A 19,259-nucleotide genomic window follows, 5' to 3' on the forward strand; every position below is an offset into this window, starting at 1 on the left:
CTCGACCTGCTGGCAACCCTGGGGGCCCTCTAGCGTAAGGCACCCGTTGTTGACGTCATATTCAAGGCGGATCGCTCGCTGGGTCTGGCCGCTGCCCATCATGGAGTAACGGGCGTTGGGTCTTTCCGATTTTTCGCTATCGAGCCAGAACCCATGGCGGTCGCCGGCATAAAGCTGCGAAAACAACGCCAATGGTGCTATTTCCCCGGAATACTCCCGATACGCCAGTTGCATACTCGCCATACCACCGACAGCTAGATAGGCGTCTTTCGCCGATTGGTGCCCGCTTCCGTTTCCAGATTGCGAACGATGGGTGCTGTTGTATTCCAGCGCCATTCTCACAAAATTGCTCAGCAGCGCATGCCCATATTCTGAATCGATGGATTCGGGATGAAACTGCACGCCCCAGATAGGGCGATTGATGTGTTCAAGTGCCATGACCACTCCGTCATCCGCCCATGCGGTGCAGTGCAGATCGGCTGGCAAATGGGTGCACATCAATGAGTGGTAACGGACCACATCGAACTGTTCCGGCAGATCGCGGAACAACCCTTTCCCGGTATGGGTGATACGGCTTCGGTAACCGTGTACCGGGCTAGGCGCATGAGCCACAGTTCCGCCGAGGAACTGCGCGATGCCCTGATGTCCCAGGCAAATGCCGAGCAACGGAGTTGGCGAGTGAAGAATGACCTCCCCGCACACGCCGAAGTCTAGGCTTTCACCCGGATGCCCTGGACCTGGTGACAGGACCACAGCATCGTAGTTTTCAATGTCCAATTCGCTGTAGGGCAGGGTATTGGTCACGATGTCAGCACATACCCCAGTCACCTCATACAGGTACTGGGCAATGTTCTGAGTAAAGGAGTCGAAGTTATCAATCAGCAGTATCTTCATGACGATCTTCCCTGGACCAGGCGTTGGTTGATCAGTCGGTCTTCCTGTACGCAGGTTTCTTCGATGATCAGCTTGAAGATTGATTCGACGTACTCAGTGCTCAAACCCACTTGCGCAGATTTCTCCTTGAGTTGACCGAGTACCTGGGAAATGCGCTGCGGCTGCATCATCGGGATGCCGTGAGCCGCCTTGAGCTCGGCGATGTCCATGCAAACCTGCATGCGCTCGTGCAGCAGGTCGACCATTTGGCTATTGATCGAGTCCAGTCGATCACGTTGCGGTTGCAGAATAGCTGACGTACCTGTTGGTAATAACTGTCCCTGTTGCGTCATTTTCAGATCCTCTATTCATATTCCTTTCCAAGGGAAACGCCGATTGTCAGGCGGGCACAACGTGCTTATCGGCGGATTTCCACAACCCCGCCCGGGCTATCTCGCGCAGAGCCTCGCCCACTTGCCGGATGTCGTTCTCGCTGTGATTGGCCGAAATCGCAAAGCGCAGCATCGCCTTGCCTTTTGCGATGATTGGATAAAACACCGGGAATAGCAGAATGCCGTTGGCGCGCAGGATTCTGGCGGCTTGCAGGCCAGCTTCTTCAGTTTCAAAAAAAGCGCCCCTGACGGGCGACTGGATACCGGCATTGAGCAAGTGGTTACCGGTGACGGCATCAAACAGATGCACATTTGCCCACAGGCGCTGTTGCAATACGTCAACTTCGTCGCTGAGATGAATCTTTGCCGCAGCAACGTTCGCCGCCAGCATTGGCAGCATGATCGAGTGGCCGAAAATCAGCGGATTGGCGAGAGTTTGAATCGATTCGAGGTCCTGTTGGCCTGCCACCACAACAAAGCCGCCTGCGCCGCCGAACGCCTTGGACAGCGAACCGGCCAGAATCATATTTGGCGGCAGTGCGTGATCCACGGCGCTGAAGGCGTAGCCCGCACCGTGACGCCCGGCAATGGAAATGCCATGAGCGTCATCCACATACAGATAGCCGTCTGCCCGCTCCAATTGACGGGATAGCTCTGCAATCGGCACCAAACCACTCATCGAGCCGATACCGTCGATCAACAGGACTGGGGTTTCCTGGTTGTAGGTACAGCGTTTCAAGGCAGCGCTCATCGACTCCGGATCGGTAGATTGCACTCGGGAAACCTCGCCGAACTGCTGGAGTACGCCCCGCAGTACCTGCATCGACGAGTGGGCAGTCTTGTCCATCAGCCAGTGCACGCGCTTCTGGATTGGATAGCCCTTTAGCGAACCACTGCCCAGTAGGGGCAAAACACCAAGGTGCACGCTGCTGGTCGAGGTAAAGACGCTAATCCCGCAGCCTGGGTAGATATCACCGAGCAAAGACTCGAGTTGCGGCAGGTAGATCGGACGCATGGCGCTGCGGGACGAAGAAAGGTGCAGCCCCCCGGTTGTCATGGCTTGATGTGCCGCTTCGATCAGTGCCGGATGGGTTTCCAGGCCAAGGTAGGAGCAGGATACGAACTCAGTGAAGGTGCCGCCTTCCTGTAAGGCGATGTGTTTACCCACGCGACTGGACACGGTAAAACCGGTCAGGCCTTCCTCATACGCGGTTGCCAGTGCGCTAGTGGTGTTGTCACGACGGATCGTCATCCAATCCTGTTTGATCTGTGCATCCATTGTTCTAACCCCCCGTTATTCAACAATCGGCAGATAGGCGGCCAACGGTCATCACCGAGCTGCCGGTGGTATCGGACGCCGCGTGGTCGATGATGGTCTGGATCTCAGTTAGACCGTGTTGCTCGAACAACTGGCGTACGAGCGGTGCCTGATCCTCACCATGCTCAATGACCAGCCAGCCCCGGGGGGCTAGCAAGTCAATCGCCAGAGCAATGATCTGTCGTGTCAGATCAAGGCCATCGGCTCCTGAATAGACCGATGCTTGTGGATGATGGCTGCTCCATTCGGGCTGTAGCTCAAGGCCCTGCGGGACATAAGGAGGGTTGGCCACGATGAGAGCGATCTGTCGGGCAAACCGGGAAAAGGCCGACAGGTCACGAATGTCTGCCTGCAGGGCGTTAACCTGTATGCCTTTCATTGTCATGCGGGCGATGTTGCGCTTGAGGTACTGAACGGCTACCTCATCGAACTCTACACAGGTGACACTCAGGTCAGGTCTACGCCGGGCGATTGCCAAGCCGATTGCACCGCTGCCAGCGCAAAGGTCCAGAACCTCGGCACCCACCACCAGCCCTGCGTCGTCCAGCCACTTATGGATGACCGTGCTATGGGGGCGGGGAATGAATACACCGCTACCAACTACCAGCGGCAACTCGTCGAACGCCACTGCGCCGACAATATGCTCCAGGGGAATACGGTTGCAGCGTTCGGTGACCGCCAGCATAAACTCATCAAGTGCCTGCTCTTTATTGGCGCGAATGAGAAAGCGGTCAACTAGGCAGCTTAAGTCATTGTCCGGATCCCATACGCCAGCCTCCATCAACAGATTGCGGGCGCGAGCAATCGCTTGTTGTTCACGCTCATCCAGAATCATGACCACTCCTTGTAATACTGTGAAAGTCTTAAGCGCATGGACTCATAGAGATAAGAAAATGCCACTAACTCAGGAGGGGGTGTAAATGATGGGTGCAGGTCATCTATAAGTTGTTGGTAATTGCTCGATAATCCTTTATCGAGCAATGGCAGCCAATAAGGTTTTATATCCCATCGATATTCGTAGCCGGTGGCGAACATTTGCTTGACGGTTTCCTGGACCGTGCTTTCACGGGCAAGTCCGGTAAGTGGGGCGCGAACCGGGTTAAATACGCTCAGGTCCAGATCTGTGCTCTTCACGTCGGTAAGGCAATCGGCGATATAGCCGGCTAACAAAGGAGATTGGTGTAATCCATCGCGGTAAGTGCCGGTCGCCAACCACAGACCGTCTATACCGCATTCACCAATCAGCGGGAAACCGTCGGCAGGGATCGGCCGGTTGCCAACCTGGATCGAGATGATTTCGGCATTATGAAGATCAAGGTTCAACTGGTCGACAGCACAATCGAGCAGGAATTGGACGTCTGAAACCAATGCTTGTTGTTTGGGACGCTCGGAGAGGATATTGGTGGCGCCCAGATACAGTATGCCGTCACCGCGAGGGACACAGTGCAAGCCACAGGCAAAGGCGCGATTGGGTGTACGTATGACCGAATCGGGCAGTGGCAGATCGTCTGGCAGCTTCACCAGAATGGAAACGCCGTAACCGCTGAACAGCGGTGGGATCTTCTTCACGAGGTTGTCGAACTCGTTAAGCAAATCCAGCGAATGTACACCAGCAGCCACTACGACTTTTTTCCCCCAGATCAGCTCGCCGCTGTTCAATTCGACGCCGGTGACAACTTCGCCTTCGGCCAGTACTCGCCTGGCGTTCTCGTTCTTCAAGGTGCCCCCCCCGGCCATCAGTGCGGCATCCAGCTTTTCCAGCAGCAGATGGGAGTTCACCGAGTGTTCGTTCGGGATGAACAAGCCGCGCAACGGGCGCACTAGATGGTCGGGGTTGAGCCAGCCCATGGTTCTTAGGTCGATGGTCTCGAAGGGTTCACCGTACTCTTTAAGGGTTTGCTCGATGGCTTCGTAATTGACGGTATCGACCTCGTCCATCCCTGCACTATTGAGTAATACCTGAGTGCCGATGGCGCTGAACAAGGGGCGGGTGTTTCCTGATGAACGTTCCAAGCGCTCTGCCCAAGTGGGCCAGAGGTCTTGCGCCTGTCGATCCATGCGCAGTTTGAGGCGACCATAATCGCTGGCAAGCAGGCCGCTGGTCACCTCGCCAAAACAACCGTTCATTGCACCGGCAGCTTTGGATGCTGCATTGACCCGATCAGTCTCACCGACCCGGCAGACATTCAAATTTCGTGTGGAAAGCTCATAGGCGATAGAGCCACCGATGGCTCCCGAACCCACAACTATGACGTCATACTCCATGTTTGACCTCTATTTCGCTCAACGCGATGTAAGTAAGTGGCTATGCATTACGTAAGGAGTTCGCTAAACTTTTTATAGTGTCGAAAGGTGGGTCGCCATCGAGTATTTGTTTCGCTATGTATCTTTGTTACAAATGTACATATTCATGAAGGCGCTAAATCCCAAGCCTTTGATTGTCTTGGTGCAGGCTTGGCGGCAAACGCCAAGCTTATTGAACAGCGATAGCTTCTGGTCGATGTCGACCAATAGACAGAACAAATTCGAAGGTGGAGAACTAGAGTGTTTTCGTAGCCGTTTTAGAGAATGAGGGCTTTTGGAGTTGCAACTTGTCCGAGTGCAGATCTATGGCCTTGGGGGCGACGGCCGAGAACCTGTTGGAGTGTTCAGAATTAGGTGAGCAGTATTACAGCAGTACTGGGCATTTTAATCGGATAGGTCAGGACTAGGGAGCCCTGCTCCTACAGTCTTCTGTCGTTCACCGAATTTGTGTACGACGCGACACTGTAGTAGGAGTAGGGCTTGTCGGGACGCCGCATCGCCGCGAATGCGTCCTCAATGACACCGCAGGCTCTGGATCAGCCCGCAGTCCCCATTGCCGACGTCTCATCGATCACCGAGTCGACCCACGACTGCGCCAACTCGATCAAATGCACGGTCCCCATCGCCAACTTGCGCTTGGCCCCGTCGAGTTGATCGGCGGACTCATAAGCCGTGGCCGCCGCCGATTGCAGGATCGACAGCGCGTTGACCAACTTGTCTTCCACGCTGAGTGACGAGGGGATACGAGTGGGCGAGGGTGAGAAGGTTGGGTGAGGTCTGAGTGGGTCTTCGCTCAGCGGCAGCCCGTAGTGCGCAAAAGCGCGTTCGGCAGCGGCTGTGATGGTTTAATTTCCCCGGACACCCCGATAGGTGGAAAATGCATCTATCGAGGAGTTTTTCATGACCGACAAGCGCAGGACATTCGACGACAGCTTCAAGCTGCAAGTCGTGAAAATGATCACAGACCAGGGGTTGGCCGTTTCACAAGTCTGCCGGGATCTCAATCTGGTCGATTCGGCGGTTCGACGCTGGGTCCAACAGTATGAATCGGAGCAGTTGGGGCAAGCCGGGATCGGTAAGCCGCTGACACCTGAGCAGCAACGTATTCGGCAGTTGGAGCAAGAGAACCGGCAGCTCAAGATGGACAACGATGTCCTAAAAAAAGCTACAGCCTTCTTTGCCCGCGAGCTGAAGTGACCTACCGCCTGGTTCGGCAGCTGCAACAGAAGGCTTATTCGGTGGCTCATGTTTGTCGGCTGCTGGGCATCAGCCGCTCTGGCTTTTACGAGGCCAACAAACGCGCCCAAGCGCCGGCACCGATTTGCCCGGTCACAGTACAGCTCAAGGCCTCGTATAGCGAAAGTGGCGGTTGCTACGGCAGTCGCCCGTTACGTAAAGCCCTGCACGCCAAGGGGATCGAGATAGGCCTTTATAAAGTCCGCCGCTTGATGCGGGCCAACGGCCTTCGCTCGGCCTGGAAGCGCAAATTTGTGCACACGACGGATAGTAATCATGATCTGCCGATCGCCGAGAATGTGCTGAATCGTCAGTTCGGGCCCGAGGCGGCGAACAAGGCGTGGGTGGCGGATGTGACCTACATCCGGACCCGCAGTGGCTGGCTGTACTTGGCCGTGGTGCTGGACTTGTTCTCACGCAAGATCGTGGGCTGGTCCATGGCCCCAAACATGCCTGCCGAGCTGGTATGCAACGCTATGCAACTGGCTATTGCCCAGCGCCAGCCGGCACCGGGACTGATCGCCCATTCGGATAGGGGGAGTCAGTATGCAAGCGCGAGCTACAGAGCGTTGCTGGAACGAAATGGCATGCAGCAAAGCATGAGTCGCAAAGGAAATTGCTGGGACAACTCCGTGATGGAGCGTTTCTTCCTGAGCCTGAAAATGGAACGTGTATGGCGCCGTGACTACGCCAACCATGGCGAGGCAATACGTGACATCACCGAGTACATCGTTGGGTTTTACAACAATGAGCGACTGCACTCGAAACTGGGGTATCTGCCACCGACCGTTTACGAGCGGGCGATGGTGTAGAAATTACCTATCGAGGTGCCCGGAATTAGTTGACCACTACAGGCATCGAAATGAGGTTTTCCGATCTTTGCGCGACGTGATGCCGGGAAAGTGATCGGCGGGTCGGGTGTAAGTCTTTTATCCATGGTCCAGCTCCTACATGTACGTAATGAGGGGCCATCGATTGCCGTTCTCACGCGGCAAAGGGTGGCAGCTGTACACAGGGTGAGAATACCGGACAGTAGGCAACCGGCCAGACCGAAGTCTGCCTGCGCACAGCCGCCATGAAGCGTTTTCTGATGAAAAGGCGTTCGTAACGAAAGTGGCGCTGATGCGCTTACTGAGCACGGGTTCTCACGCCCGATCGCTGATTTTGCAGCGATAGGACGAAGACTAGTGACCGGCTCCAGCAGGCGCAAGGCGAAAGGATTTTCTAGGAAATTTCAGGCAAGGGAAAGGGAATTGTCCGGTCGCTAAGGGTTCTGGAGAAACACCACATACCCCCGAAACCACTCATTCCCCTTCAAATACCCCGGCGCCTGCCACTCGCCGCCCTGGATCAAACCGATCTTGAACGGCACGCCCAGCCGGTTCATCCGTGGCAGATACGCGGCGTAATCGGGAATGCTGTGCCGCCCCTGATACGTCTGCACCACCACCTCATCCACCACGCCCTTGAGTTGGGCGATGGCCGCCGGGTCGGCATTGCTGCTCCAGTCCATCAGTCCGGTGATGCTCAGGCGCAACTCCGCCGGCAGTCGCTGGCGCAGATCGCGCAAAAAAGCGGCATATTCGTCGAGATAGCGGGTGCGGGCATCGAAGTCGATCTGGATGCCGACCACCGGGTTGCCCGCCTGTTGCCAGCGTTTCACCTGGCCGAGTAACTGCTGATAGACCGACTCCGGCCAACGCAGGGTGTGGGCGCGATAGACCACCCAGACCTCGCCCCGGGTCAGGCGTGGAATGGCAATGCCCTGGGCGATAAAGTTGACCGTCCGCTGCGGCGAGCGCCGTGACTCGCTGACCTGGCCTTGCAGGATATACAGGCTCTTGGCCTGGCTCAGCACCGGCTGCGGGGCGACGCCGCTCCACAGCCAGAAACTGTCGTAGTCCCGCGCATCGACCGCCGCCCGGGCATCGGCCAACGCCAGCAGCCCGGCCAGCAACAGCCAGCGCCAGCGACCCACGGCCACTTACCAGTAGTACTGCAGCGACTTGCCCCACTGGGTGCTGGCATAGCTGGTTTTAAGCTGTTTGAACCAGGCCTTGCGCTGCGCCGGTGTCACTTCTTTCCCGCCGCAACTGTTGTAGCCCGAGGGCGCATAGCAGTTGATGGCACGGAACAGTGCGTAGGCCTTGTCCGGGGCTGACGCCTTGGTATCGCCGATCACGCTCTGGTAGCCGTCGAGACGCGAGAAGGTCGTGCCCTTGAACAAGGACGCGGTCCCGCCCAGTTCATCCGCGCTGCGCTGGCTATCCAGCGGCATGCCGTCCAGGCTGTTGCGCAGGATGAATTCCCCCAGGCAGTTCAGCGCCTGGGGCTGCTTCGCGTCGGCTTGCAAGGTCGTCGCCGTCTCGCCAATGGTCGGGCAGGCATAGCCGGATTCGGCCTTGGCGCCGCTCCAACGGAACAGCTTGAGCGGCTGGCCGCCGCTGTAGGTGTAACCCAGCGAGGCACCCAGTTTGGTGTCGGACGGCTCGGCGGGTAACTGCTTGAGGTCGGCGGTGAAATCGGCGTAATGGCCCAGGCGCAGGTCCTTGTAGAGCAACACGAACAGTGCCGTATCCCGCTCGGTGGAAGCTTCCCCCTGGGCGACTTGGCGCAGCAGGCCGGCGTCGGCGATATGCCGCAGCAGGATGGCGCGCACCTGCGCGGTCTTGATCGGCGAGTCGGCGGCAAAGACCTTGGCCACCTGCTGGTTGCGCTCGTAGTGATTGGCCAGGGCCAGTTCGACCTGCTCGCGTTGCAGCGGCTGATGGACTTGCGGCAGCAGTTGCAGCCAGAGGGCCTCGGCGCCGTTCCCGTCCTGCTTCGCGTCCAGGGCCAGGCCGCGCAGCATCTGCTGGCTGAAGGCGAGGTAGTCGAGTTTCGCCGGGATCTCGGTGGGCAGGCTCTTGAGCGCCTGTTCCGGGTTTTTCGCGACATACAACTGGAACGCCGCCTGCAGGTAGTCGTATAGCGCCGGTTGTGCGGCGAAGATCGGTTTCTGCGCCTGGAGGATTTCCAGGGTCAGCTTGGGCGTGGCGTTTTCGCCGTAACCGGGGCGCATGCCCATCAGGTCGTCGAGGGCCTGGAACAAGGGGTGCTCGACCTTGCCGCCGCCGAACAGCATCTTGTTGTCGATCTCTTGCACCAGCTCGTCAGGCGTCACGTTGCGCTGTTCGGCCTTGGCCTGGTCCAGTTGCCAGAGGTATTCGGTCGCCTGTTTTTCGGCATTCCCCGCCAACCAGTAGACCCTGCGCAACAGGCCACGGGCGGAGGTCGCATAGAGGCCCTCGGGCCAGGTGCCGAGGTAGTGCTGGAAGCCTTCTTCGGCCAGTTTCAGCTGGGTTTCGTCGGCCTCTTCCTTGGTCGGCATGCCGTCGCTGTCGAAGGTGTTCTGTTGCGCCAGGTTGAGGGCGGTGCGCGCCTGCATGTATTGCGCGGTTTCTTTCAGCCAGGGTTGCGGATTGTCGCTCAGGCCGGCAAACGCCTGGGTCGCTTCGGCGAAGCGTCCGGCGTAGAAGTCGATGGCGCCGCGCAGGTAGCTGGCAAACGCCTGGCCCTGGGCCGATTGCACGGCGGGCACCAGGCTATCACGCTGGGCCGGGTCCCAGGCGCAGGTGTCGAGCATGTGCACGCGACCGCGGGCCAGGGCCTGACGCTCGGGGTCGGTCAGCTCGGTGCTGCTCAGCAGTTGGTTGATGAAGGCCGTGGCGCTGTCGACGTCATTGCTGCGGCAGCGTCCGCCCTCGCCAGACAACAGGCTGAGGATGCTATCGCTTTCGCGGGTGATACCGAGCTTGCCCAGGGCCTCGTCGAGTGGCGAGGCGACGGGCGTGCCCGGCGTGCTGCTGACGGCCGGCGCGGGGGCCGCGTCGAGGCGGCGGTTGGCGAATGGCACCGGGCCAAAACCGCTATCGAGGTCTTCCTCGCTCAGCGGGTTGGGCGCCAGGGGCAAGGAGCCCTGGTCGGACAGCAGCAGGCGCAGGTTGACCCGGCTGTCGTTGCCCGGGCTGAGGAAAGTCAGGTTGCTGCAGCCGTCGAGGCTGTATTTGAGCATCGACCAGTGCGGGTAGCAGGTGTTGTCGGAGCTGGCCGACGCCTGTGAGCAGAAGCTGGCACTCATCGCCAGGGCCAGAGATGTCAGAAGACCGATACGCATGAATTGTCCCTAATTCGATAAACGAGCGGCAGCGGGGCCGGGAATGGCGCGAATAATACCGAAGCCGGGCCGCAACACCTATGCTTGAACCCAGTACGGCGTCGCAGCCTGTGATCTGCCGCACATCGACGGCCACCCGGTTGTTCGATAAACATAGTGGCAATTGGCTTGACGCTTGATATGGCTGCCGTAGACTCGCGATTGTCCGACAAGGAGTCCCTTTATATGTGGTGTTTGCGGGTGGGTGTGTTTGGGTTGTCCTGCATGGCGTGCCTGGCTCAGGCGCAGACGCCGGCCGAGGTTGATCCGCTGTTGGATAATAATGCCGCCGCGACGCATGTCGTTGCCGCCAGCGAGGCCCGTGGCGTGTTGCGCGCCCGTGACCAGGCGATGCTCGCCAGCGAGCTGTCGGGGCGCATCGTCGAGTTGCCGTTCAGTGAAGGCGAGACCTTCAAGCAGGGCGACACCCTGGCGCGGTTCGACTGCTCGGCCTATCAGGCCCAGCTCAATGCCGCCCAGGCCGCCAGCCGGGGGGCCAGTGAAGAGCTGGCACACAATAAACAGTTGGCTTCGTTGAACTCCGTCGGCCGCTTCGAAGTGGCCCGCGCCGAGGCCAAGCTCGCCGAAACCCAGGCCCAGTCCCAGGTCTACCAGGTGCAGGTCAAGCGTTGCAGCGTGATCGCGCCCTATGACGGTCAGGTCGTACAGCGCAAGGTCCAGCGCTATGAAAGCGTCTCGGCCGGGGCGCCGATGCTGGAGATCGTCGACAACCGCACCCTGGAAATCCACTTGCTGGTGCCGTCGCGCTGGATGGGCAAGCTCAAGGCCGGGCAGACCTTCAGCTTCGTCCCGGATGAAACCGGCCAGCCACTGACGGCCACTATCAAGCGCCTCGGGGCGCGGATCGATGAGGGCAGCCAGACCCTGTTGCTGGTGGCCAGCCTGCCCAAGGCCGACGGTCTGCTGGCCGGCATGAGCGGCACCGCGCGTTTCGAGGCGCTGAAGTGAACGCACCGGTGGCGGGTGCCGTGGAACGGGTGTTCGCCCAGTTCCTCGACCTTGAGCGGCTGACCCGCGCCGCGCGTACCACCGAGCAACTGGCTTATAGCCTGGTCAACGACGGCCAGGCGCTGTTCGGCTTTCGCCACGCCGCCCTGCTGGTCGCCGGCAAGGTGCGGGCGGTGACCGGGGTCAGTTCGGTGGAACCGAATGCGCCGTTTGTCGCCTTTGTCGAACACGCCGTGGCGCAGATTTTCAAGCTGGAGCGGGCCAAGCCGGCGACCGTGGTGCCGATGGACGCCTTCAGCGCCTCGGTGCGCGAGGACTGGCAGAGCCTGTCGGCGCCCCAGGTGTTCTGGTTGCCGCTGCTCGATCACAAGGGCGAAGTCTTCGGCGGCCTGTGGCTGGCGCGCGACAATCCCTGGAGTCCTTCCGAACAGGTACTGCTGGCGCAATTGGGCGACACCTACAGCCATGCCTGGCTCGCCTTGCAGCCGCGGCGGCCGTGGCGTTTGCGCTTTACCCGCAAGCGCCAGGCGTTGCTGGTGCTGTTGGCGCTGCTGAGCCTGCTGATTCCGGTGCGCCAGTCGGTGCTGGCGCCGGCGGAAGTCGTGCCGCTGGCCGGCCGGGTGGTGGCGGCGCCGCTGGACGGGGTGATTGCCGAATTCCTGGTCAAACCCAACCAGACGGTGAAAACCGGCGACCTGCTGGTGCGCTTTGAAAGCACCACCCTCAAGGCCCAGGCCGATGTGGCCCAGCGCGCCCTCGGCGTGGCCGAAGCCGAATTGAAGGCCAATGCCCAGCGGGCCTTTGCCGATGCCGAATCGAGCTCGAAGATCGATTTGCTGGCGGCGCGGGTCGAGCAGAAACGCGCCGAACGCGATTACGCCGGCGAATTGCTCAAACGCAGCGAAGTGCGCGCCGAACGTGACGGTATCGCGGTGTTCGCCGATGCCGAACGCTGGACCGGCAAGCCGGTGCAGACCGGTGAGCGGTTGATGGAGATCGCCGACCCGAGCCAGGCCGAACTGCGCATCGAACTGGCGGTCGGCGATGCCATCGCCCTGGCGTCCGACGCCGAAGTCGCCTTGTTCCTCGACAGCGACCCCTTGCAGCGTTACTCGGCCAAACTGGAGCGGGTGGCCTATGAGGCGCAATCGACCCCGGCCGGGCAGTTGGCCTATCGCCTGGATGCCAGCTTCATCGATACCCCGGTCCCGCGTATCGGCTTGCGCGGTACGGCGAAACTCTTCGGCCAGCGCGCGCCGCTGGCCTTGTACCTGCTGCGCCGGCCCTTGGCCGGGCTGCGCCAGAGTGTCGGGCTGTAATGAACCTGCCCAGCCTGCGCGCGGATCTGCAACTCACCGCGGCTTCGCCGGCGTTGGACGGTTCGCCGCGCTGGACCCTGGCCGATCCGGTGCGCGGGCGTTATTTCAAGCTCGGTGCCCAGGCCATCCGCCTGCTGCGGCATTGGTCGCTGGGGGATCCGGCGCAGGTGCTGCAAGCGGCGAACCGCGAACCAGGCCTACCGCTGGGCGACCCGGAGCTGGAGCAGTTGCTGGGCTTTTTGCGCGCCCATGACCTGATTGCCGCGCTGGATCCGCAACAACGCGCCAGTTACGCCTGGAAAGCCGCGGCGTCGCGCCAGAGCCTGTGGCAGATGGCGTTGCATCAATACCTGTTTTTCCGCATTCCCCTGTGGCGCCCGGATGCCTTCCTCAATCGCGCCTGGCCGTGGCTGCAACGCTTCGGCCCGCGCCTGCTGCGCTACGGCTTGCCGGCCACCCTGGGGCTGGGGGTGTTCCTGGTCTCGCGGGACTGGGAGCGCTTTCTCTCGACCTTTCCGCACCTGTTCAGCCTCGGCGGGGCCATGGCCTTCGGCATCGCGCTGTTCTTCGCCAAGCTCTGCCACGAGTTCGGCCATGCCTTCATGGCCAAGCGCGCCGGCTGTCGGGTGCAAAGCATGGGCGTGGCCTTCATGGTCATGCTGCCGTTGTTCTACACCGATGTCAGCGACGCCTGGCGGATCAACGACCGCAAGGCGCGCTTGTTGATCGGTGCCGGCGGGGTCATGGCCGAGATGCTGCTGGCCTGTATCGCCCTGCTGGCCTGGTCGCTGTTGCCGGACGGAGCGGCGCGCACGGCGGCGTTCATGCTCGCCAGCGCCACCTGGCTGACCACCCTGGCGGTCAACCTCAACCCGTTCATGCGTTTCGACGGTTATTTTCTGCTCAGCGACTTCTGGGAAATCGACAACCTCCAGGGCCGGGCCTTTGCCCTGTGCCGCTGGCGCTTGCGCGAGGCCTTGTTCGGCTACGACGAGCCGGCCCCGGAACCCTGGCCCCCGGCCATGCGCCGCCGCCTGCTGTGGTGGGGCTTCCTCTCCTGGTTGTGGCGCGCGACGCTGTTTTTCGGGATCGCCCTGGCGGTCTATCACCTGTTCTTCAAGCTGCTGGGTATTTTCCTGATGATGGTGGAGCTGGGTTGGTTCATCTTCCTGCCGATTTTCAAGGAAACCCGCGAATGGTGGTCACGGCGCGAGCAGGCGCATACCCCGCGGGTGCTGCTCAGCGGCCTGTGCCTGTTGGCGCTGCTGTTGCTGGTGGCGGTGCCCTGGCGCAGCAGCGTGGAAATACCGGTGATGCTCGAGGCTGGGCGGGTCACGGCGTTGCATGCGCCGGTTGCCGCGCGGGTCAAGCAGGTCAATGTGCACGATGGGCAGATGATCGAGGCGGGCACGGTGCTGGTGGAGCTGGAGTCGCCGGATGTCGACTCGCGCTTGATCATAGTGCGCCGTGAAATCGATATCCTCCAATTGCAGATGCGCCGCCAGGCCGGGCGCAGCGAAACCGCGGCGGATGTCGGCATTCTCGAACAGCGGCTGGCGGAGGCGGTGGCCGAATACCGCGGATTGCAAGCCCGTCGTGAGCGCTTGTTGTTAAAGGCGCCGCAGGCCGGCCAGGTGCGCGACCTGCTGCCGCAATTGAGCGCCGGACGCTGGGTTTCGACCAAGGAGCCGTTGGCGCGGGTCGTCGAGGGCGGTACCCGCATGCGCGGTTACCTGGCCGAAGAGGACTTGTGGCGGGTCGCGCCGGGGGCGAAAGGCCGTTTTGTTGCCGACGACCCGATGCGCCCGGCCTGGCCGGTAGAGCTGCTGGACGTCGACGCCAATGGCGTGGCGGCCATCGACCAGGAGGCCCTGACCTCCGATCACCACGGGCCGATAGCCGTGCGTCGCGACGAAAACCGCCGGCCGGAACCGGTGCAGGCGCAATACGGCGCGCGCTTGCGGTTGCTCGAGGAGGTGCCGGCGCCGAGCCATCCGCTGCGTGGCGTGGCGGTGTTGCAAGGACGCAGTGAGTCATTACTGGGCACGGCCTGGCGGCGCATGGCCGCCCTGGGCGTGCGGGAGAGTGGTTTCTAGTCGTTACAGCGGTTCAGGGAGTACAACCGATGTTGAACAATACGTCTGCCGCCGGTTTGTCCATGCGGCCCTCACGGCCTACCGATGCGCCTTTCCTGCAGGGCCTTTATCAGTCGGCCCGGCCCGAGTTGCAATGGATCGATGCCGATCCTGAAGTGGTCGAGCAGGTAGTTGCCCAGCAATTCCAGGTGCAGGAGCGGGGAATCGGCGAGCATTTCCCCGATGCGATGCACTACGTGGTGGAAAAGCTCGACACCCCGATCGGCGTGCTCAGCGCCGACTTCGGCGCCAATGAAATCCGCGTGCTGTACCTGGCGTTTATCCCGGCGGCGCGGGGCAAGGGGTTCGGGCGTAGTGTGCTGCAAGGGGTGCAGAAGGCCGCCGAACAGGTGCGCTGCCCGGTGGCGACAGTGGTCTGGGCGAGTAATCCCCAGGCGCGCCAGCATTACCTGGCGCTGGGGTTTCGGGTCGAGGAGCGTTCGCCGGCGGCTGAACGCCTGGTCTGGTATCCGGGTTTCAGTTGAAGACGATATTGAAATAACCCAGGGCCGGGTCACGACCCTGGGGCGGCTCGCGGGAGACGAACACGGCGTCTATGCGGCCCAACTGCGGTAACTCCAGGGAGCACAGGCCGTCGATGAAGTCCGTCGGTTCCAGGCTGCGTAACATCACGTTGAAGGGGATCCGGGGATTTTCCGGCAGGCGCGCTTGCGGGCGCAGTTCGATTGCTTCGATCCGGGTCGGCAGCCGGCTGCCGTCGGGCAGGTGCAGCGGGCAGTGTTGTTTCATCAGCGACTGGAAGTGTTCACTTGAAACCTGTTGCAGCATCGATATTCTCCGTCATACACGGTAAGAATCAGGGCGTTTGAGCCAATGCCGGCCGAACGCGGTCCCTTGTGGGAGCGGGGCTTGTTCGCGCGGAGGCCCGCGAGCCCCGCCAAACTTCGCGGCGGTGCGGCGACCCGACAAGCCCGGCTCCTACAGGTTTTAAGGCGCCTTCAAGCGCGCTCCTGATCAGTTGCGGGAAGGGAACAGCCCTTGCAGGGCGATGCTGAAGTTCACCGCCAGGAATGGGTTCATCGTCCCCAGCGGCAGGCCGCCGCCGGGCGTGCTCAAGGTGCCGGCGATGGTGCTGGTCACGCCTTTCAGGGCAACCGGCGACGCGCCCTGGGCATCCGAGTAGATCGAGGCCGAGGGCGGCCCAGCCGGGGCGGATGCACCGATATAGGCGTTGGTGGTGGTCGGCGCGTTGACCGGATTGCTGGGGACGCTCGCCAGGTTGACGGTGGTGTTGACAGTCAGGCCGGTGGTCGGGATCACCTGCGGCGGCAGGTTGCTGCTCAGGACCGAGACACTTTCAGTGCCGTTGAACTCACCCATGACCCGGGTCGTCAGGCCCAGGCCGGTGCCCTGGCAGATGGGAATGCGGCTTTGCAGGTTAGGTAGGCCAAAGGTGCTCTGGCCGTTGCCGCCATAGGTCGTGCCCATCACCGCGAACAACGCCTGATATTGCGAGAGGGGCAGTATTTGCCCATTACAGAGTGCCCAGCCGTTAGGGGCGAAGTTGAAGCCGAACATCTGGATATTACCGAGAAATACTTCCATAGATCCTTATCCTTCAGCTGTATTAAGTGAAGTGCCTTGCCCGTTGAGCGGGTTGTGGAGGCTGCCGGTCCGGGTCTGCTGTGCACCGCCTGAAAGCGTAGACGCTGTCTTTGCGGGTGACCGGTTTTTTGCGTGGTCAAGGTCGTGATTGGAACAGTCAGGCAAGGCGATGTCGTTCTAGCCTACAATCACCGCGTCATACCCCCCTGGGCGGGTGCAGTTGTCGATTTCTAGAGGATGGTGATGGGCGTTCCGAGTAATGATGAAGCAGCAAAGCGACTTTACTGTCAGCCTGTCGTGCATCCACAACCCTTTGTCCAGTTGCTTCGCGAACCCTGGCTGATAGCGCTCATCCTACTGGCCGTGGCGTTACGTCTTTATGAACTGACGGCCGCGGCGATCTGGGGCGATGAAGGTTCCAGCCTGCTGCTGGCGCAGTTCCCGCTGGCCGGCATCTGGACCCATGCGTCCCACGATGTCCATCCGCCACTGTATTTCATGCTGCTGCATGCCTGGATCGGCCTGTTCGGTGACTCGATCCTGTCGATCCGGATGATGAGCGCGGTGCCGGGGGTGCTGACGGTGCTGCTCGGCACCTGGCTGGCACACCTGATCGCCAGTCGACGGGCGACCGTGCTGGCCTGCCTGCTATTGACCCTGTTACCCACCGCCGTGCGCTACAGCCAGGAAATACGCATGTATTCGCTGATGGGCGTGTGGCTGCTGGGGGCGACCATCGCGTTGGTGTATTGGGTCCGCGAACCCGCGCGCAAGCGTTATCTGGTGATCTATGCGCTGCTGATGGCGGCGGCGTTCTATACCCACTATTTCTCGGCATTGTGCGTGCTCTCGCACTGGCTCTATCTGCTGGTGATCCGCCGGCAGCCGGGCAGTGCGCACCGCTATATCGCCCGCCGCGAGTGGTGGCTGGCCAACGTGGCGATCGTGCTGCTGTTCCTGCCCTGGTTGCCGGGGTTGATCGACCTGGTACGGCACATGGAGGAGCTGAAGGTCGGTGGCGATGTCGGTTGGGAGCCGCCGGTCACCTTGCGCTCGCTGCCGTCGATGATCTGGCAACTGATGGCGCAGGACGACGGCGAAGGCATGCCGCTGTGGCTGTTCGTGACCCTGCCGGGGGTGATGGCGGCGGTGATGACGTTCCTCGTCTGGACTGACCGCAGTCGCTATCATTTCGACACGATGGTGGTGATCTACAGTGCACTGCCGCTGGTGCTGGTGTTCGCCATTTCGTTTATCTCGCCGGTGTTCATCGAACGTTACCTGACCGTGCCGGCGCTCGGCCTGCCGATTGCCCTGGCGCTGACCATCGACCGCCTGGCGCGGCGCTTCAAGGTCCTGGCCGTGCTCCTGTTGGTGGCGGTCCTGGCGGTGGAGGGGGTGGGGTTGAAGAACAACTACACCGTCGACGTCGGCGATCAGTTCAACAATATGGTCGAGTACATGAACCAGAACAGGGTCGCCGGTGACCAGGTGGTGCTGGGCGACATGTTCTGGTACCTGACCTGGGGCTATTACGACAAGAGCGCCACCACGCCGCGACTGTATACACCGCCTACCGCCAAGGGGGCGTCGACCCGGCCCAACAGCTATGGTTTCGGCACCCTGATCGATGAAAACGCCGGTATCTACCTCGATCACCTGGAGGAGCTGCCCGCGGGCAATGGCCGGGTCTGGCTGGTGATGAGCCGGGTCGCACCGGATGAATTCCCGTCCATTCCGGACAATTGGCGAAAAATTGACCAGCATGCCGGTGGCGATACCCAGGCGGTTTTGTATGAGGTCTGCAGCTCCTCATGTAGCGAACACTAACCGGTAAAGGTTTGAAATAGAGCGATAAAATCGTATCAAGGATCCATGAGCTCCAGCGTTCATGGGTCTTTTCGAGGTAAAGACCCTACAATTGATGTCAAAATACTACTAGTCTGGAGCAATTCCGTACGCTACGCTTTGTCCTACAAATGGACTTCCGTCTAGGGTGAAGGGATTGCGCAGTTTTCACTTTATCTCCGGTTTGCCGCGCTCAGGGTCGACCCTGCTGTCCGCCATTCTTCTGCAGAATCCGCGCTTTCATGCCGGCATGAGTAGCCCGGTTGGCAGCCTGTTTACCAGCGTACTGGAACAATGCAGCGCCGGCAGCGAGTTCGGCGCGGTGATTGACACCGACATGCGTCGCCGTCTCTTGCGCGGGCTGTTCGAGTCCTATTACGCCGACAAGACCGAGCAGTCGGTGGTCTTCGATACCAATCGCCAGTGGTCGGCGCGCCTGCCCGCGCTGATGGACCTGTTTCCCCAGTCCAAGGTCATCGCCTGCGTGCGCAATGTCGCCTGGGTCATGGACAGCCTTGAGCGGCTGTATCGCGCCAATCCCTTCGAGAATACCAAGCTGTTCAACGATGAGGTCGAGCGCAACACCGTCTATAGCCGTTGCGAAACCCTGGCCCAGCGCAATCGCCTGGTGGGGTTCGCCTGGACCGCGCTCAAGGAAGCCTATTACGGCGAACACGCCGACTCTTTGCTGCTGATCGATTACGACCTGCTGTCCCAGGCGCCGGAGCGGGTATTGCGGCTGGTCTACGACTTTATCGGCGAACCCTGGTTCGAACACGACTTCGATCACTTGGTGTATGACGCCCCGGCATTCGACCAGGCCCTCGGGGTTGCCGGCTTGCACAAGGTCAAGCCCAAGGTGGCGTTGGAGTCGCGGCGCACGATCCTGCCGCCGGACCTGTTTGAAAAATATGCCGAGTTGTCGTTCTGGAACGATGGCTCGGCCAGTGCCGCGAATGTCATTCGCATGAAAACCAACACCGCGGTCAGTTGATCGCGGTTTTTTATTCCAACAAAAAATCCTTTGGGCGTATGAACGCTCGAGTGCAGGTGAAGCATGTGGTGGAGCAAACAGAAATCGCGGTCTGAAGGCGTGAGAACCCT

At 60.7% G+C, this 19,259-nt stretch carries 17 protein-coding genes; 7 read left to right on the plus strand and 10 right to left on the minus strand.

The genetic code is table 11. The features are described from left to right. From M5B96_RS16960 to M5B96_RS16985, 6 genes are all read right to left on the minus strand, one after another. The coding region (locus M5B96_RS16960; protein WP_248797890.1) for an anthranilate synthase component II at positions 1 to 894 on the minus strand (894 nt) is incomplete at its 3' end. Beyond that, positions 891 to 1,226, minus strand: a complete 336-nt coding sequence (locus M5B96_RS16965) for a chorismate mutase (protein WP_248797891.1) — start codon at positions 1,224 to 1,226, stop codon at positions 891 to 893. The genes M5B96_RS16965 and M5B96_RS16960, both read right to left, overlap by 4 nt. A 46-nt stretch (positions 1,227 to 1,272) precedes the next feature. After that, positions 1,273 to 2,544: an aminotransferase class I/II-fold pyridoxal phosphate-dependent enzyme gene (locus tag M5B96_RS16970; RefSeq protein ID WP_248797892.1), complete on the minus strand. Its 1,272-nt coding sequence runs from the start codon at positions 2,542 to 2,544 to the stop codon at positions 1,273 to 1,275. 19 nt (positions 2,545 to 2,563) lie between these two features. Next, complete coding sequence (locus M5B96_RS16975) at positions 2,564 to 3,418, minus strand: HemK/PrmC family methyltransferase (RefSeq protein ID WP_248797893.1); 855 nt, start codon at positions 3,416 to 3,418, stop codon at positions 2,564 to 2,566. Then, positions 3,415 to 4,848, minus strand: a complete 1,434-nt coding sequence (locus tag M5B96_RS16980; RefSeq protein ID WP_248797894.1) for an NAD(P)/FAD-dependent oxidoreductase — start codon at positions 4,846 to 4,848, stop codon at positions 3,415 to 3,417. Before M5B96_RS16980 ends, M5B96_RS16975 begins: the two co-directional genes overlap by 4 nt. A 575-nt stretch (positions 4,849 to 5,423) precedes the next feature. Next, the gene (locus tag M5B96_RS16985) at positions 5,424 to 5,612 is read right to left on the minus strand and encodes a DUF6124 family protein (RefSeq protein ID WP_318654844.1); all 189 of its coding nucleotides are present in this window, start codon (positions 5,610 to 5,612) and stop codon (positions 5,424 to 5,426) included. Positions 5,613 to 5,787: 175 nt separating this feature from the next. Between M5B96_RS16985 and M5B96_RS16990 the strand changes: the two genes are divergently transcribed. Next, positions 5,788 to 6,935, plus strand: a protein-coding gene (locus tag M5B96_RS16990) for an IS3 family transposase (RefSeq protein ID WP_248797895.1) whose coding sequence is annotated in 2 segments (ribosomal slippage) — positions 5,788 to 6,043 and positions 6,043 to 6,935 — 1,149 coding nt in all. Because the reading frame shifts where the segments join, the coding sequence is not laid out codon by codon here. Between the two features lie 452 nt (positions 6,936 to 7,387). On the opposite strand, the gene M5B96_RS16995 is transcribed toward M5B96_RS16990, so the two are convergent. After that, the gene (locus M5B96_RS16995) at positions 7,388 to 8,101 is read right to left on the minus strand and encodes a DUF3142 domain-containing protein (RefSeq protein ID WP_248769452.1); all 714 of its coding nucleotides are present in this window, start codon (positions 8,099 to 8,101) and stop codon (positions 7,388 to 7,390) included. A 6-nt stretch (positions 8,102 to 8,107) separates the two neighbouring features. Next, positions 8,108 to 10,279, minus strand: a complete 2,172-nt coding sequence (locus M5B96_RS17000; RefSeq protein ID WP_248797896.1) for an outer membrane assembly lipoprotein YfiO — start codon at positions 10,277 to 10,279, stop codon at positions 8,108 to 8,110. 225 nt (positions 10,280 to 10,504) lie between these two features. Between M5B96_RS17000 and M5B96_RS17005 the strand changes: the two genes are divergently transcribed. The 4 genes from M5B96_RS17005 to M5B96_RS17020 are packed head-to-tail and all read left to right on the plus strand — an operon-like array spanning position 10,505 to position 15,226. Next, positions 10,505 to 11,287: an efflux RND transporter periplasmic adaptor subunit gene (locus M5B96_RS17005; protein ID WP_248797897.1), complete on the plus strand. Its 783-nt coding sequence runs from the start codon at positions 10,505 to 10,507 to the stop codon at positions 11,285 to 11,287. After that, positions 11,284 to 12,606: an efflux RND transporter periplasmic adaptor subunit gene (locus tag M5B96_RS17010; protein ID WP_248797898.1), complete on the plus strand. Its 1,323-nt coding sequence runs from the start codon at positions 11,284 to 11,286 to the stop codon at positions 12,604 to 12,606. Before M5B96_RS17005 ends, M5B96_RS17010 begins: the two co-directional genes overlap by 4 nt. Further along, the gene (locus tag M5B96_RS17015; RefSeq protein WP_248797899.1) at positions 12,606 to 14,702 is read left to right on the plus strand and encodes a biotin/lipoyl-binding protein; all 2,097 of its coding nucleotides are present in this window, start codon (positions 12,606 to 12,608) and stop codon (positions 14,700 to 14,702) included. Before M5B96_RS17010 ends, M5B96_RS17015 begins: the two co-directional genes overlap by 1 nt. Positions 14,703 to 14,731: 29 nt before the next feature. Further along, positions 14,732 to 15,226, plus strand: coding sequence for a GNAT family N-acetyltransferase (locus tag M5B96_RS17020; protein WP_248797900.1), 495 nt, complete (start codon positions 14,732 to 14,734; stop codon positions 15,224 to 15,226). Here M5B96_RS17020 and M5B96_RS17025 read toward each other — a convergent pair. Both M5B96_RS17025 and M5B96_RS17030 read right to left on the minus strand, forming a co-directional pair. Continuing rightward, positions 15,219 to 15,530 carry a DUF6916 family protein gene (locus M5B96_RS17025; RefSeq protein WP_248797901.1) on the minus strand — a complete coding sequence of 104 codons (312 nt, stop codon included), beginning with the start codon at positions 15,528 to 15,530 and terminating at the stop codon, positions 15,219 to 15,221. The two genes, M5B96_RS17020 and M5B96_RS17025, sit on opposite strands and share 8 nt — an antisense overlap. Before the next feature lie 186 nt (positions 15,531 to 15,716). Continuing rightward, positions 15,717 to 16,307, minus strand: a complete 591-nt coding sequence (locus tag M5B96_RS17030) for a phage tail protein (protein WP_248797902.1) — start codon at positions 16,305 to 16,307, stop codon at positions 15,717 to 15,719. Between the two features lie 243 nt (positions 16,308 to 16,550). Here M5B96_RS17030 and M5B96_RS17035 point away from each other — a divergent pair, with 243 nt between their 5' ends. Next, positions 16,551 to 18,137: a glycosyltransferase family 39 protein gene (locus tag M5B96_RS17035; RefSeq protein ID WP_248797903.1), complete on the plus strand. Its 1,587-nt coding sequence runs from the start codon at positions 16,551 to 16,553 to the stop codon at positions 18,135 to 18,137. Between the two features lie 166 nt (positions 18,138 to 18,303). Further along, positions 18,304 to 19,149 (plus strand): sulfotransferase family protein, encoded by an 846-nt coding sequence (locus tag M5B96_RS17040; protein ID WP_248797904.1) that lies wholly within the window; start codon positions 18,304 to 18,306, stop codon positions 19,147 to 19,149. The last annotated feature ends 110 nt before the right edge of the window (positions 19,150 to 19,259 follow it).

The sequence above is a fragment of the Pseudomonas sp. MWU13-2105 genome (assembly GCF_023242315.1).
Taxonomy (GTDB): domain Bacteria; phylum Pseudomonadota; class Gammaproteobacteria; order Pseudomonadales; family Pseudomonadaceae; genus Aquipseudomonas.